Annotated in this window: 13 protein-coding genes; 7 read left to right on the forward strand and 6 right to left on the reverse strand. The window is 62.5% G+C overall.

All coding sequences use genetic code 11. The annotated features are described in order from the left end of the window. Window positions 1-22 precede the first annotated feature (22 nt). Window positions 23-928 (forward strand): PAC2 family protein, encoded by a 906-nt coding sequence (locus AB0N72_RS02220; RefSeq protein WP_363932030.1) that lies wholly within the window; start codon window positions 23-25, stop codon window positions 926-928. 85 nt (window positions 929-1,013) lie between these two features. On the opposite strand, the gene mshC is transcribed toward AB0N72_RS02220, so the two are convergent. Further along, window positions 1,014-2,291, reverse strand: coding sequence for a cysteine--1-D-myo-inosityl 2-amino-2-deoxy-alpha-D-glucopyranoside ligase (mshC, locus tag AB0N72_RS02225; protein WP_363932029.1), 1,278 nt, complete (start codon window positions 2,289-2,291; stop codon window positions 1,014-1,016). Window positions 2,292-2,306: 15 nt separating this feature from the next. After that, window positions 2,307-3,140, reverse strand: coding sequence for an undecaprenyl-diphosphate phosphatase (locus AB0N72_RS02230; protein WP_363932028.1), 834 nt, complete (start codon window positions 3,138-3,140; stop codon window positions 2,307-2,309). 52 nt (window positions 3,141-3,192) lie between these two features. Between AB0N72_RS02230 and AB0N72_RS02235 the strand changes: the two genes are divergently transcribed. Beyond that, window positions 3,193-4,125 (forward strand): aldo/keto reductase, encoded by a 933-nt coding sequence (locus AB0N72_RS02235; protein ID WP_363932027.1) that lies wholly within the window; start codon window positions 3,193-3,195, stop codon window positions 4,123-4,125. Window positions 4,126-4,128: 3 nt separating this feature from the next. Here AB0N72_RS02235 and rfbA read toward each other — a convergent pair whose 3' ends face one another. Beyond that, a complete protein-coding gene (rfbA, locus tag AB0N72_RS02240) occupies window positions 4,129-4,995 on the reverse strand; it encodes a glucose-1-phosphate thymidylyltransferase RfbA (RefSeq protein WP_363932026.1) in 867 nt (288 codons plus the stop codon). Between the two features lie 53 nt (window positions 4,996-5,048). Here rfbA and rfbB point away from each other — a divergent pair, with 53 nt between their 5' ends. The 5 genes from rfbB to AB0N72_RS02265 all read left to right on the forward strand — a co-directional run bounded on the left by rfbB (window position 5,049) and on the right by AB0N72_RS02265 (window position 11,909). Further along, window positions 5,049-6,047 (forward strand): dTDP-glucose 4,6-dehydratase, encoded by a 999-nt coding sequence (rfbB, locus tag AB0N72_RS02245; RefSeq protein ID WP_363932025.1) that lies wholly within the window; start codon window positions 5,049-5,051, stop codon window positions 6,045-6,047. 3 nt (window positions 6,048-6,050) lie between these two features. Next, the gene (locus AB0N72_RS02250) at window positions 6,051-7,469 is read left to right on the forward strand and encodes a sugar nucleotide-binding protein (RefSeq protein WP_363932024.1); all 1,419 of its coding nucleotides are present in this window, start codon (window positions 6,051-6,053) and stop codon (window positions 7,467-7,469) included. A gap of 102 nt (window positions 7,470-7,571) precedes the next feature. Next, window positions 7,572-8,900: a hypothetical protein gene (locus AB0N72_RS02255; protein ID WP_363932023.1), complete on the forward strand. Its 1,329-nt coding sequence runs from the start codon at window positions 7,572-7,574 to the stop codon at window positions 8,898-8,900. A 229-nt stretch (window positions 8,901-9,129) separates the two neighbouring features. Further along, window positions 9,130-11,073 (forward strand): WecB/TagA/CpsF family glycosyltransferase, encoded by a 1,944-nt coding sequence (locus AB0N72_RS02260; protein WP_363932022.1) that lies wholly within the window; start codon window positions 9,130-9,132, stop codon window positions 11,071-11,073. After that, window positions 11,073-11,909 (forward strand): glycosyltransferase, encoded by an 837-nt coding sequence (locus tag AB0N72_RS02265; protein ID WP_363932021.1) that lies wholly within the window; start codon window positions 11,073-11,075, stop codon window positions 11,907-11,909. Before AB0N72_RS02260 ends, AB0N72_RS02265 begins: the two co-directional genes overlap by 1 nt. Here the strand turns inward: AB0N72_RS02265 and AB0N72_RS02270 are convergent. The 3 genes from AB0N72_RS02270 to AB0N72_RS02280 form a co-directional block, all read right to left on the reverse strand. Next, window positions 11,906-13,282 carry an O-antigen ligase family protein gene (locus AB0N72_RS02270; RefSeq protein ID WP_363932020.1) on the reverse strand — a complete coding sequence of 459 codons (1,377 nt, stop codon included), beginning with the start codon at window positions 13,280-13,282 and terminating at the stop codon, window positions 11,906-11,908. The two genes, AB0N72_RS02265 and AB0N72_RS02270, sit on opposite strands and share 4 nt — an antisense overlap. Then, window positions 13,269-13,910 (reverse strand): hypothetical protein, encoded by a 642-nt coding sequence (locus AB0N72_RS02275; RefSeq protein ID WP_363932019.1) that lies wholly within the window; start codon window positions 13,908-13,910, stop codon window positions 13,269-13,271. The genes AB0N72_RS02270 and AB0N72_RS02275 overlap by 14 nt, the downstream gene beginning before the upstream one ends. 62 nt (window positions 13,911-13,972) lie before the next feature. Further along, window positions 13,973-14,830, reverse strand: coding sequence for a hypothetical protein (locus AB0N72_RS02280; RefSeq protein WP_363932018.1), 858 nt, complete (start codon window positions 14,828-14,830; stop codon window positions 13,973-13,975). Window positions 14,831-14,877 lie beyond the last annotated feature (47 nt).

Here is a 14,877-nt window from a genome sequence, read left to right on the forward strand (position 1 = left end):
GACTTGGACGTAGGGTGAGTGGATGAACAGTGTGGACGGGACACCCGAAGGGCAGGACATCACCGCGGAGCCCGAGCGTTTCCTCAAGGAACCAGCGGAAGGCCAGCGCGTCACCGTAATGATCGCTGCCTTTGAAGGCTGGAACGACGCCGGTGAGGCCGCCAGTGATGCGCTGCACTACTTGAACAAGCTGTGGGACGGCAAGAAGGTTGCCACCGTGGACGCGGAGGAGTATTACGACTTCCAGTTCACGCGGCCCACCGTACGGCGGACTTCCTCAGGCGCCCGGAAAGTCAAGTGGCCATCAACGCGGATCTACAAAGCCTCGGTTCCGGACAGCAATGTGGACGTGGTCTTTGTTCTCGGAACCGAACCTTCCTACCGCTGGCGCGCGTACACCACCGAATTGCTGGTACACGCTGAGGCGCTGAAGGTGGACTCCGTCATCCTCGTCGGTGCCCTGCTCGCCGATGTTCCACACAGCCGCCCCATCCCGGTCAGCACCACCACCGAGGACAATTCCCTGCGGGAACGACTGAACCTTGAAGCCTCCCAGTACGAGGGCCCTGTGGGAATCGTCGGCGTTTTGGGCGAATTCGCGATGCTGGCGGGCCTGCCCACCGTTTCGCTGTGGGCGGCGGTTCCCCATTACGTGGCCCAGCCGCCCTCCCCCAAAGCCCAACTCGCGATCCTGCACAGGATTGAAGATCTGCTCCAGGTTCCCCTGGACAGCCATGCACTCGCCGAGGAATCGGAAGCCTGGGAACGCGGTGTGGATGAACTCGCGACCGAGGACCCGGAAATTGCCGCTTACGTGCGTCAGCTGGAGGAAGCGAAGGACACCGCCGACCTCCCGGAAGCGTCGGGCGAATCCATAGCCCGGGAATTTGAGCGCTACCTCAAGCGTCGGGGCAAAGAGCGCCCGTAGGAAGCCGACTGGAACCCGACTCGAAAACGCGCAACGGCCCCGACATTTGTCGGGGCCGTTGGCAGTTGTTGGGGAATGCCCGGCCTTAGAGCTCAACCCCAAGCAAGGCGTCAATGGCATCGGAGACCAAGGCAGCGTCCTGGACGGACTTGTCTGCGCTGTTGCGTACTGCTTCCCGGGCCCACAGATCGACGGCGGCAATCGCACCCGGAGCGTCGAGGTCCTCGGCCAGCTGCTGGCGCATTGACGTGACGAGGCCGGCAGCCGAACCGGCCGGGGCCAGTTCCAGGGCTTCCCGCCAGAGTGCAAGCCTTTCCTTGGCTTCTGCGAAGGCTTGATCGGTCCAGGACCAGTCGGAGCGGTAGTGGTTGGCAAGGATTGCCAGGCGGATGGCGGCGGGTTCTTCACCGGCTGCGCGGAGTTTGGAGACGAGTACCAGGTTTCCCTTGGACTTGCTCATCTTTTCCCCGTCCAGGCCCACCATGCCGGCGTGGGAATAGTGACGGGCCAGCGGGACGCCGGCCAGTGAATAGGCGTGGCCTGCTCCCATTTCGTGGTGCGGGAAGATCAGGTCAGAGCCGCCCCCTTGGACAGTGAACGGCGCGGGAAGGTACTTCTGCGCGATCACCGTACATTCGATGTGCCACCCAGGCCGGCCGGCCCCGAGGCTTGCACCCGGCCAATGGGGCTCACCCTCACGGGCGACCCTCCACAGGAGGGGGTCCAGGGCGTTCCGCTTGCCCGGCCTCGTGGGGTCTCCCCCGCGCTCGGCGAACAGGGTGAGCATCTCGGCTTCACCAAGGCCGGAAATACCGCCCAGCGTCCAAGCGTCTGTGGCGTCCGAGCGCTTGCCGGCGGCTTCGACGTCGTAGTAGACATCGCCGTCGGGTTCCTCGTCGCTGCCCTGGACGCGGTAAGCGACACCATCGGCAATGAGTTGTTCGATGGCCGGCACGATATCGGGGATGGCCTCGACAGCACCGATGTAATGGTTCGGTGCCAGGACATTCAGGGCGTCCATGTCGGTTTGGAAAAGGTCGATCTGGCTTTGTGCCAGTTCGCGCCAGTCCACGCCTGTTGCGGTGGCCCGTTCCAACAGGGGGTCGTCAACGTCCGTAACGTTCTGCACGTAGGACACCCTGACGCCCGCGTCACGCCACGCACGGTTCAGAAGATCGAACGCCACGTAACTTGCCGCGTGGCCCATATGCGTTGCGTCGTACGGCGTGATGCCGCAGACGTACATCGATTGCTCCGCTTGCCGCTCCACCTCCACGACACGACCGGCGGCGGTGTCGTACAGCCGTATGGGCGGCATGCTGCCGGGCAGCTCAGGTACAGGGCGGGAGGTCCACGATTTCACGACTCAACCTTAGTGCTAGGCGCTGATCACACCGAAACCGAGCAGGACATATAAAGCCAACCCCAGGAAGATCCGGTACCAAACGAAGAGCCGGTAACTGCGCGTGGACACAAATTTGAGGAACCAGCCGATGATGACATAACCGACAACAAAGGCAATGACTGTGGCCAGAGCTGTTTCCGGCAGGCCGTAGGGCCCTGCCAGGCCCTCTTTCGTGACCGTCTTGTAGAGCTGGTACAACCCGCTGCCGAACACTGCGGGGATGGCAAGCAGGAATGAGTAGCGCGCTGCTGCTTCACGGGTGTAGCCCATGAGCAGGCCGGCGGTGATGGTGCCGCCTGAGCGCGACACGCCGGGGATCAAGGCCATTGCCTGGGCGAAACCGTAGAGGATGCCGTGCTTGTAAGTCAGTTGCGTCAGGTCGCGTTCCTGCCGCCCAATGGCATCGGCGACCGCCAGGATCATGCCAAACACAATGAGCATTGTGGCCACAATCCACATGCTGCGAAGGACTGACTCGATCTGGTCCTGGAACAACAGCCCAAGAATGATGATGGGCAGGCTGCCCAGGATAACCAGCCAGCCCATGCGGGCATCGGGGTCGTTGCGTTCCACCTTGCCCGTCAGGGAACCGAACCAGGCCCGCACAATACGGACGATGTCACGCCAAAAGTACACGATGACGGCGGTCTCGGTTCCCAGCTGCGTGATGGCTGTAAAGGCCGCACCCGGATCGGCTGCATCCGGCAGGAATGAGCCGACGATCCGCAGGTGCGCGCTCGAGGAAATCGGGAGGAATTCGGTGAGGCCTTGCACGAGGCCCAGCAAGGCTGCTTCTATCCAGTTCACGTGAATAGACCCTACGTCATGAACACTGGTAACTGCCCGTAAGCTAGCAGCTATGCAGCAGCGTTATGTCGGGAACAGTGGGTTCCGCGTGTCCTCCTTGTCCCTTGGAACCATGTCCTGGGCGCAGGAGACGGATGAACAGGACGCTGCCGAACTGCTCCACGCGTTCGTTGCCGCCGGTGGGACGGTTGTGGACACCGCCGCATCCTACGCGCAGGGCCGGGCAGAGGCAATGCTGGGATCCATGCTGGGCGACGTTGTTGCCCGGTCCGAGGTGGTGATTTCCACGAAAGCGGGCGTGTCGTCGTCGGAAACCCGCCGCAGCGTCAACGCTTCCCGGGGCGCCCTGCTGTCCGCGCTGGATGCGAGCCTTGCCCGGCTTGGAACGGACTATATAGATATCTGGTTCGCCCAGGAGTGGGATCCGAACGTGCCCTTGGACGAAACACTCTCGGCATTGGAGTTGGCCCAGCGGAGCGGACGGGCCCGCTACGTGGGCATTTCAAACTACAACGGCTGGCAGACGGCCAAGGCTTCGGCTGTGGCTGGATTCACGCTGGTAGCCAACCAGTCCGAATATTCACTGGTACATCGCAAGCCCGAAGAAGAACTTATCCCTGCCGTGGAGGACGCCGGCCTCGGCCTGATGGCCTGGGCCCCGCTGGGGCGCGGTGTGCTCAGCGGAAAATACCGAGGCCAGATTCCTGCTGATTCCCGGGCAGCCCAGGACAGGCTCGCCAGCTATGTGGAGCCATATCTTGAGCCACGGGCCTCCCGTGTAGTGGAAGCGGTGGCAATGGCTGCACGCGGACTGGGCCGCTCACCCCTTGACGTTTCGTTGAGCTGGCTGCTGTCCCGGCCAGGGGTTTCCACTGCCGTGGTGGGGCCCCGGAACGCTGTCCAGCTCAAGGAGCTGCTGGATGCGCAGTTGTCTGCGCTCCCCGCGGAGATTGCACGGGCCCTGGAGGATGTCTCTGCAGTCTGAGCTTTACCGGCGATCCAGGATATCCAGCAAGTAGCTGCCGTAGCCGCTCTTGGCCAGCTTGGCTGCCTGCCGGCGCAACTCGTCGTCGGTCAGGTAGCCCATGCGCCACGCCACCTCTTCCGGGGCGCCGATCTTCAAGCCCTGCCGGTTCTCCGTAGTCCGGACGTAGTTCGAAGCATCGTTGAGGTCGCTGAAGGTTCCGGTGTCCAACCAGGCCGTTCCACGGGGGAACTTCTGCACATGCAACTTCCCCAGTTCCATATACCTTCGGTTGATGTCGGTAATTTCCAACTCACCGCGGGGCGAGGGCCGCAGGTCTTTTGCCATGGCAACTACATTGTTGTCATAAAAGTAGAGGCCGGGAACCGCATAGTTGCTCTTGGGAATAGTTGGTTTCTCCTCGATGGAAATGGCGAGTCCGTCATCATCGAATTCCACCACGCCGTAAGCCGAAGGATCCTTGACCCAATAACCGAAGATCGCGCCGCCGTCGACGTCCGCGTAATGGCGGAGCTGGTTGCCCATGCCAGGGCCGTTGAAGATGTTGTCACCCAGAATGAGCGCCACTTTGCCGCTTCCGATGTGCTGCTCCCCCAGAATGAATGCTTGGGCAAGACCATCAGGCGTGGGCTGGCGGGAGTAGCTGAGATTCACGCCGAATTGCGATCCATCCCCCAGTAAATTCTCGAATTGGGGGCCATCCGCGGGCGTTGTGATGACCAGGATGTCCCGGATTCCCGCCAGCATCAAGGTGCACAGTGGATAGTAAATCATTGGTTTGTCGAACACCGGGACCAATTGTTTACTGATTGCGAGCGTAATCGGATGGAGCCTGGATCCGGTTCCACCGGCAAGAATAATTCCTCGCATCTACCTGTCCTCTCCCGCTGCACATCACCGTCCCGGACGGTTACGCTATGGCCATGCAGAGAATCCTTGTCACCGGCGGGGCCGGATTCATCGGATGCAATTTTGTTCACTTCATCATGGAGCACACCGGCCTCCATGTCACGGTCCTGGACAAACTGACCTACGCCGGAAACAAGGAATCGCTCGCCGGACTGCCGTCAAACCGGTTCGATTTCCATAAGGGCGACATTTGCGATGCCGGCCTTGTGGACGCGTTGACTTCCTCAGTGGACGCTGTGGTCCACTTTGCGGCGGAATCACACAATGACAACTCCCTGGACGATCCCCGCCCGTTCTTGGACACCAACCTGATGGGAACGTTCACGCTCATTGAGGCGGCCCGCAAGCATGGAACACGCTTCCACCACATCTCCACCGATGAGGTGTACGGGGACCTGGCTTTGGATGAGCCCCGCAAATTCACGGAAGACTCGGTATACCGGCCCACAAGCCCCTACTCCGCCACCAAGGCGGGTTCGGACATGTTGGTGCGGGCATGGGTACGTTCGTTCGGCCTCAAAGCGACCATCAGCAATTGCTCCAACAACTACGGCCCGTACCAGCACGTTGAGAAGTTCATTCCACGGCAAATCACCAACATCCTGGACGGAGTACGCCCGCGGCTGTATGGCCAGGGGTTGAATGTCAGGGACTGGATCCACGTTGAAGACCATTCCTCGGCAGTTCTGATGATCCTGGAACGTGGCCGCTTGGGTGAAACCTACCTGATCGGAGCCAACGGTGAGCGCTCGAACCGCGAGGTGGTGGAGATGCTCCTTTCCCTCAACGGAGAACGGTCTGATGCCTATGACCTGGTCCAAGACCGGCCGGGACACGATCTGCGCTACGCCATCGACTCCGCCAAGATTCGCCGGGAACTTGGCTGGAGGCCGCGGTTCTCCGATTTTGAGTCCGGACTGGCGGAGACAGTGGAGTGGTACAGGTCCAACGAAGACTGGTGGCGTCCGCAGAAAGCGGCCACAGAGTCCAAATATGCGGGCCAGGGACACTGAGCCGTGAACGCGCGGGAACCGACCTCCACACCAACCACGATTCCAGGGTTGCTCCTTTTTGATCTTCCTGTCCACGCGGACAGCCGCGGCTGGTTCAAGGAAAATTGGCATCGCGGCAAGATGGTGGCTGCCGGACTGCCGGACTTCGGGCCCGTCCAGAACAACATCTCCTTCAATACCGAGACCGGCACCACCCGCGGTATCCATGCCGAGCCCTGGGACAAGTTCGTCTCGGTGGCCTCCGGCCGTATCTTCGGGGCGTGGGTGGATCTCCGGGTTGGCCCGACTTTCGGCGCCCTGTTCACGGCAGAGTTGACCCCAGACAAAGCCGTCTACGTTCCGCGCGGGGTGGGCAACGCCTTTCAAACCTTGGAGGCCGGGACCGCGTACACCTATCTCGTCAACGACCATTGGAGCGCTGATGCCGGGAAGGAGTACACCTTCCTGAACCTTGCCGATGAACATGTCGCCGTCCCATGGCCGATTCCCCTCAGCCAGGCGATTGTTTCCGAACAGGACAGGAATCATCCCCGTTTGGCGGAGGTCGCTCCAATGCAGAAACGCCGGACCCTCGTACTGGGTGCCGACGGCCAGCTGGGATCTGCGCTCCGGCAGGCGTTCGACGGCGATGCGACAGTGGACTTCGCGGGGCGCGGCCTCTTTGACATCACCGATGATGGCTCGTACCGCTCCGTGAACTGGCGCCATTACTCCACGGTCATCAATGCCGCCGCGTTCACGGCGGTGGATGCCGCAGAAACCCCTGAAGGCCGCGCAGCTGCCTGGAGAGTCAACGCAGCGGCCGTATCCCGCTTGGCGAGCACCGCCGTCGAGCATTCACTGACGCTGGTCCACGTGTCCAGCGACTACGTCTTTGACGGCTCCGCGGAGTTGCACCGGGAGGACGAAGCCTTCACGCCCCTGGGCGTGTACGGGCAGAGCAAGGCCGCCGGGGACATCGCCGTGGCCACCGTGCCGAGGCATTACATCGTGCGGACCAGTTGGGTGGTGGGTGACGGAAGGAACTTTGTGCGGACCATGGCCGGCCTTGCCGCCAAGGGCGCATCGCCGGGCGTGGTCGACGACCAATTCGGCCGCTTGAGCTTCGCGGTGGACCTTGCTGCGGGCATCAGGCACCTTCTGGAGTCCCAGGCACCCTATGGCACCTACAACATCAGCAACAGCGGTGGGCAGCAGAGCTGGGCGGGTGTTGCCATGGACGTTTTCCGGCTATGCGGAGCGGATCCTGGACTTGTCCGTCCCGTGGGCACCGCCGAGTACGCAAAACCGGGCATGGCTCCCCGGCCGGTGCACAGCGTCCTGGACCTGTCCAAAATCACGGCCGCAGGCTTCGCTCCCCCTGACGCTTCGCAGCGGTTGGCTGACTACCTCAAGCATGCGGCTGTGCAGCTGCCCTCCTGAACCGGGCCAACTGACGGAATTTACGACGGCGGCTTACGGATTCGCGGTGCTGGTGCCATCCTTTGAGGTACTCATCAATGGGATGCGGAAGAAGATGACGCCATGCGGGTTCGCTACTTCACGACGATGGCTTTGACGCTTGGCATGCTGTTCTGGGCGAGCACAATTCCCGGCACTGTCCCACGAACGGCTGCGCCTCCCCTGCCTGAGCCATCTGCCACTGCCGTGGAACCTGTCGCAGCCCTCCATGAGCTCCCCAGGATTGCGTGGGAGGGCGGGTCGTCGTACTGGCGGCAATTCCCCAAGGCCGCTGCGGCTGGCTGGAGCGACCCCTCATTCTTTCCCATCGCCATCTGGTACGGATCTCCCGGCAGCGATGCCCAGCTGAAGTACGACAAATCGCTGGGCATCAACACTTACGTGCAGGGCAATCCCGACGCATCCAGCGCAGCTATTTCCGCGCAGGGCATGTTTACACTTTTCGCCCCGAAGGACGCCCCCTCCGGGTGGGACCGCCAAGTGGGAAACGTGCTGGACGACGAGGTGGACGGCCGTTACGACCCCATCACGGGCCTTGCGCACATGCGCGAACTTGCAACCCTGCACGACCCCGCACGGACGGGCATGTTCACCTATGCGAACTGGACCTCGGGGATACTGACGTATGACGTGCCTCTGCAGCTGTCGATGGATTACTACAGCACTGCAAACGTGAACTCGGTGGACCAGTACTTCTACGCCGTGCCCCAGTGTGATTGGGGCGACGGAACGTTGAGGTGGCGGACTCCGGAAGGACAAAATCCCATCACGCCGGCTAGTTGCCGCACTGCCTCCAGTTACGGGAAGGTCATGTCGCTGCAGCAGGAAATCAATGCAGCACGGTCGGTCCACGCGCCACTCTGGGCCCTTCCCACCGTGATCAGCACCGGCGGTTCCACAGGGGGCTACAAGCAGTTGGGCCCCGAGCAGGTACAGGCCCAGGTGTGGGCGTCGGTGATCCATGAGGCGCGCGGCATTGTGTGGTTCAGCCAGTCCCCGGATCAACAAAACGTCAACGATTGCATCAGCGGTGATGCGTTCCAGGATGCCCGGCTGCACAACGCCGCCTGCTTGAAAGACCAGGTCGCTGCCGCGGGAGTGGTGAACCACGCGATCCGTGCCCTGGCACCGGTGATCAACACCCAGTCCTACGTCTGGGATTTCGGGGAGGGCACCGACACCATGCTTAAGGCCTTGGACGGACAGGCCTACATTTTCGCCATGACCGACGACGGACTGACTGGGAGCAGAACTTTCACGCTGCCTGCCGGAATAACCGGATCCTCTGTGGAGGTGCTGGATGAAAACCGGACGATCCCGGTGAACGGCGGGAAATTCGCGGACGCTTTCCCGAACGAGTACACGCATCACGTGTACCGCATTGCGCTATAGGCATCAGGTTCAAGGTCCTCGTACAGGTCGGGTCGACCCTCTGGCGGCCACCGCCAAATCGGCCTAAAGTAGCCGTACGGCAGCCTCTGGCAGGAGGCCGGGAGACAACTCAAGTAAACATGTCGATGTGGCGGCGTTTGTCCGCCACCCACGATCCTGGCAGTGCAGCAGCCAAGGATCGTGGGCCGCATGGTTATGCCTTGAGCTTGACCCGAGCCTGGAGCCAAGAATGCTGCTACCCAAAGTCCTGCCCACCCGGAATGCCCTCCATGGTGCGGTTCCCCGCCGAACCCTGACCGGCGATCTCAATGGCCGGAGCCTTTTGTTCCATCGCCCAATGGACGACGCCGGGACGTCCGCGGTTGCCACTGAACAGCGTTGGGTGAGCCTGGGCGGCGTTCCGGTAAAGCTCATGGAGTTCGCGCCGGCAATCCAGGAGATCCTGAACAGGGCCGGCGACCCCGGTGCCCCACCCCTGGGGGTTTGCTCTGCCAACCTGGACCACATCCGTCATTTCGGTTCCGGAGGCCGTTGGGCCGGCACCCTGGACCAGCGGGCCTCCGTGGAGTGGTTGACGCTCATCGACGGCGCACCGTTGGCCACTGAGGCGCGACGCCTTACGTCCAGGACCTGGCCCAGGCTGGCGGGCAGCGACCTCGTGGGACCTTTGCTGGATGAGGCAGAGCGCAGGGGCCTCACCGTTGCCTTCCTGGGCGGATCGACTGAGACGCAGCAACTGATACGGGAAAAATTCAAGGTTGAGCGGCCCAATCTTGCAGTGGTTGGATGGTGGTCGCCGACGCGGACCACCCTTGCCGACGACGAAGCGTCCCGTCTGCTTGCCGGAATGATCTCCGACTCGGCCCCGGACATTCTGGTCGTCGGCCTGGGAAAGCCACGGCAGGAACTCTGGATCACGGAGTACGGCGCCATGACGGGGGCCAAGGTGCTGCTGGCTTTCGGGGCGGTAGTGGACTTCCTGGCGGGGCACATCCGGCGGGCACCATCATGGGTCAGTTCCAACAGCCTTGAATGGGCGTGGCGGCTTGCCTTGGAACCACGCAGGCTGGCCCGCAGATATCTCGTGGACGGACCCGAGGCCTATGTGAGGCTGCGAAGGGACAGTGCATTGTCCCTCCCCTCCGGCAACATCTCCCGGGGTCGCAACCCCGACGCCGACCTGAAGGCCCCTGCCGCTGCCAGGGATGTCCCGGAGCGTGCGCCCAGCCGCGCTCCGGGGTCATTCTCCCCCACCAGCGACGCCGCTGACCTCGCCGTCGTCGTGGTCACTTACAACAACGAAGGCGACATCGGACCCTTGGTCGAAGGCTTGCGGAAGGAAGCGCTGGGCCAGTCGATCAAAGTGGTCGTGGCCGATAACTCTCCCAACGACCACACGCTCATGGAACTGGCAAAGTACCCCGACATCACCGCCATCAAAACTGGAGGAAACCTTGGATACGCCGGCGGCATCAACGCCGCAATGTCAGCTGCGGGAGAAGCAGGGGCCTACCTCATCCTCAATCCGGATCTTCGCATTGAGGCGGGCGCCATTGCCGCGATGCGAAGGCGCTTGGTCCAATCCGGCGCAGGCATGGTGGTGCCCGTCCTGCTGGACGATGACGGCACGGTCTACCCCTCGCTGCGGCGCGAGCCGGGAATCCTGCGAGCGCTGGGCGATGCAGCGCTTGGAAGCCATCTGCGGGCACGACCAGGCTGGTTGTCCGAGATGGACTTTGACGACGAGAGCTACCTGCATGGGCATCAGGTGGACTGGGCTACGGGTGCTGCGTTGTTGATCGACGCCGCTGCGGCGAAGATGGTGGGCGTTTGGGACGAACGGTTTTTCCTGTATTCGGAAGAGACTGACTATTGCCACCGTATGCGGGAGGCGGGGTATTCCATCTGGTTTGAACCTGCGGCGAGGATGTGGCACACCCGTGGCGGGTCCGGGGCATCTGCGCAACTGGGTGCGTTGATGTCAGTGAACCGGGTCCGCTATGCGGAGAAGTATCTCCGGCCGGGGCGGGTGGTCGCGTTTCGTGGCGTCGTCCTCGCCGCAGAGCTAGCCCGCCTGGGCAAGCCTGGCCACCGGGACGCCGTGTGGGCCTTGGCCAGCAGGCGGCGGTGGGACCGCCTGCCACATGCGGTGCAGGACGGAGGGAAGCCCTGATGGATGGAGCTTCTCCTTCGGGCGCTGTCATCATTCCCGCGCATAACGAGGCCGCGGTGATCGGGCGGACCCTGGCCTCGCTGCGGGAGGTTATCGGGTGGGGCACGGTTGATGTCGTGGTTGCCTGCAATGGGTGTACCGACGGGACGGAAGCGATTGCCTCACGCTGGCAGGGTGTTTCCGTTCTCCATGTTCCGGAGGCGTCCAAGACTGCGGCGCTCAATGCCGGGGACCAGTGCACCGGTTTGTGGCCGCGCCTCTATCTGGATGCGGACATTGAGGTCAGTGCCAATGCGCTCGCTGAGGTATTCGCCGCGTTGCAGGATGACAGGCTGCTGGCCGCCCGCCCCGCGTTTTGCTATGACACCCATGGCGCTTCGGTCCCCGTGCGGGCGTACTACCGTGCACGCGGCAGGATACCGGGCAACGCGCAGGGTCTGTGGGGCGCCGGTGCCTATGCTTTGAGTCGCGCAGGGCATAGCCGGATGGGGGTCTTTCCTGCCCTGACGGGTGATGACTATTTTGTGGACAGACTTTTTGACGAGCGGGAGAAAGCGGTCCTTCCTACGGAGCCGGTGATTGTCAGGACTCCCCGGACCTCCGCTGCCTTGCTTGCTGTGCTGCGGCGCACGTATCGGGGAAACGCCGAGCAGGACCTTGTGGCCGGCGGGGCGTCCCTGCCACGGACGGTGCGGCAGTTGCTTGGCTCGGTACGAGGCCCCCGGACGGCCTTCGATGCCGGGGTCTATGCGGTGTTCGCGGTGGCGGGCAGGCGCCGTGCCCGGGCGTCCAAGAACCCTTCTCCGGCGTGGGAACGGGACGAGAGCCGCCGCTAGTTGCTGCCGTTGACGGCGTCCTTGCCAGGGCTCTCCTGCGTTGGGGCCTTTTCCTTGATCCGGGCCTCTGTGATTTCGCGACGAGAGATCCTCCACAACGCCCCAGATATACCAAGCATGAGGAACAGGAGGCTGGCAGCCATGGGGAACGCGAAGGCGTCGAAGAATCCGAACGCCAGTGCTGCGGCGGCGACGCTTGCAAGGACCGACTGGCTCATTTGACGCAGTTCGTTGTCGGATGCCGACCTGCGGGCCTGCCAAGCGCAGGCTATCCCGGCAAGGACCAACAGCAAGAAGGCGGCCAGGCCGGCAATGCCGAGTTCTACCAGGAGTCCAAGGTACTGGTTGTCGACGATGACATAGGCGGGGAGGAAGGTGCCGAATCCGCGGCCCAATAGCAACTGCTGGCTGGCCATTCCGAATGCCGTGGAGTAGCCATTGGTTCGTGAACTGATGCTGGGGTCGTCGGTACCGATGGTGAAGAGCCCGAAGAGCGTCCCGATCATCCCGGGCGTCACCACATAGATCACTGCCACCAGCAGGGCCGAAACCATGACGGCCCGCCGTCGAAGTTGCTTCGGCCACACAGGCAAGAGGATGAGGAAGGCCAAGGCCATGCAGATGAGCGCGGCCCGGGAGACCGACAGCATGGCAGCCACGGCAATCAAGCCCACAGGGATCCACCATAGGAGCCGGCGTTTTGCCGTGTCGTTCAAGGCGAGGGTGATGGCGATCGGAAGGGAGGTGGAGAGCACTACTCCGTATTCGAGGGGATGCAGGGACATGCCTGCCGCCCGGACGAAGCCTCCACGTGAATCGATGTTCGCCAGCTCAGAACTGACGCTCATGCCCGGTATCCTGATCCATTCGATGAGGGACGAGCCTGTGGCGAACTGGAGCAGGCCCAGGGCTGCCGTCAGGCCTCCGGCCATGGCGATCCTGCGGAGCAGCGTCCTGACGCCGTCACGCGTGGTCAGGCCATCTGATGCGATGAGCAGGACCCCGGCCCAGCCGGCCAGCCGCAGGAGGCCAGCATCTGCGGGGCTGGCTTCGCTCTCCGGAAGCCCCCTGACCATGGCGTAGGCGTAACTGGAGACTGCGACGATGAGGAAGGCTGCCAGTGCTGCCCGCAGTGGATGGAACCGTCGGGTCGATGGCGTGGTGCGGAGCAGTTGGTGCAGGACCCACCATGCCAGGCCGAGGAGGGCGAAGAGCGTGTTGGGCCGGCCAATGGAGCCCAAGGAGGCCACTACCAGGTTTGAGGGGAGGGCGCAGGTGAGTACCAGATACACCGTGAGGAAGAGGGGTGCATCGGACTTCCTCGTGGCTGCTTCGATGCCGTTGCGGTGAAGCAGCCCGTTATCCCGGTACATGTGATGTCACCTTCTTGCGCTGAACGCTTGGGGGCGCTTGTGTGGGCTTCTTCCGTCGAGGTGCACGGTCATCGATGAAAACTGACGCCAGCACGGAGAGTGTGACGGCAATGCCAACCCAGAAAATGGCTCCTTTGACGCGGTTGATTTGGGTGCCGCCGCCGAAGACAATCTCCGGACTCGACGGGGACGTGAGGGTGGTTATCAGGGCCTGCTGCACTCCAGCTTCCTGTTGCAGGACTTCGGATGCGTTATTGATGTCCTCGACCACGTGTTGGAGGACCTCTTTTACTTTCTCTGCACTGGAATCGACTACCTGTACCGACAGGACCGGCCAGCGGAAGCTTTTCGCCCATTGACCGCCGCTGTTGAGCAGGGTCACTGAATATCCGTGCCGTACGCCTGCGCCGTAGAGGGTGCCGCTGGACAGGGACAAGCCCACAGACTCCGAACCGTAGTTGACGCGACGTTCCACCATGGCGGCGAAGTCCACGAGCGAGGCGTAGTCGTCACCTGGTATCCAGTAAGCAGGTTCGCGGTCCGGCGCCACGAAGGTGACTTCGGCCTTTGTCCAGTACACGGGCTCTGATGAACGGACAGCGCCCAGCGACGCGAGCCCGATGGCCATTCCTACGGCAATTATGTACCAACGCCTCGCGAGAATGTGTAGAAGAATCGCGGCCGTCATGGTTATCCCGGCCTGTGCGAGCTTGGCACCACACTACGCGTTTCACCGGCAAGGTAGGCCGGCTCGTCCGCCATGTGCCGGCTGTTTGGCGCCCGGCCCAGGGGCGAAGTTATGCCGGACGGCGTGTCCCTGTCGGTGCTTCCTGGTTGTTCGGCTGTCAGGTGGGCACCAGGCAGGGACGACGTCTTCAGCCTTCGGGCCGACGGCGGGGCAGGGTGTTTCGCTCCAGGGGTGCTTGCCGATGGTTCCGTGGTCTTCCGGCGTTTCCTCGATAGCAGGAGACCATCGATCAGGACAGTGAGCATGATGGTGAACACTGTCCCGCCGGCGGCGGTGACGAGGAGAAGCTGCGTGCGCGCTTTGACTTCGGGAACGGCTTTGCTGTCCTCCAGCAACTTCATCGTGGTGATCCGGGATGTTGTTGGCACGTTGAGGACATCCTGCAAATCGGTGAGGGCAACGGGAGCCTGGTTCATTACGGTGTCAAGGATTTTGAGTGCCTGGTCTTCGTCGTGCGAAGAGGCCGTGATGAGCAGGATTGCACCGCTGGTTCCCTTATCGGCCTCGGCTGTGAAGGTGGATGCTCCGCTCTTTTCGCGGACGCTCTCCTTGAACTCCTCCGAGGACATCTTGCGGGTGAGGATATCCAGGGCCTCGCTCATGCCGCCAAGTCCAAGATAAGGATTACCGGCTTCCCCGACACTCTTCGTCGAAGGCAGAAGAACCAGGCTCGCCTGGGCTTTGTAGTTGTCAGGAGCGCTCTGCTGGAGGAAGAAACAGGCACCTGCGGTCAGGGCAAGCCCCAGCACGACGATGAACCATCGGCGAATCAGGCTTTTTACTATTTTGTGTACCTGCATGTCCTGCTCTTGCCTTTCGTTGAGTGACTTCGGCTTGGGCCCTGTAC

This window comes from Paenarthrobacter sp. NPDC089307 (genome assembly GCF_040685055.1).
Classification (GTDB): domain Bacteria; phylum Actinomycetota; class Actinomycetes; order Actinomycetales; family Micrococcaceae; genus Arthrobacter.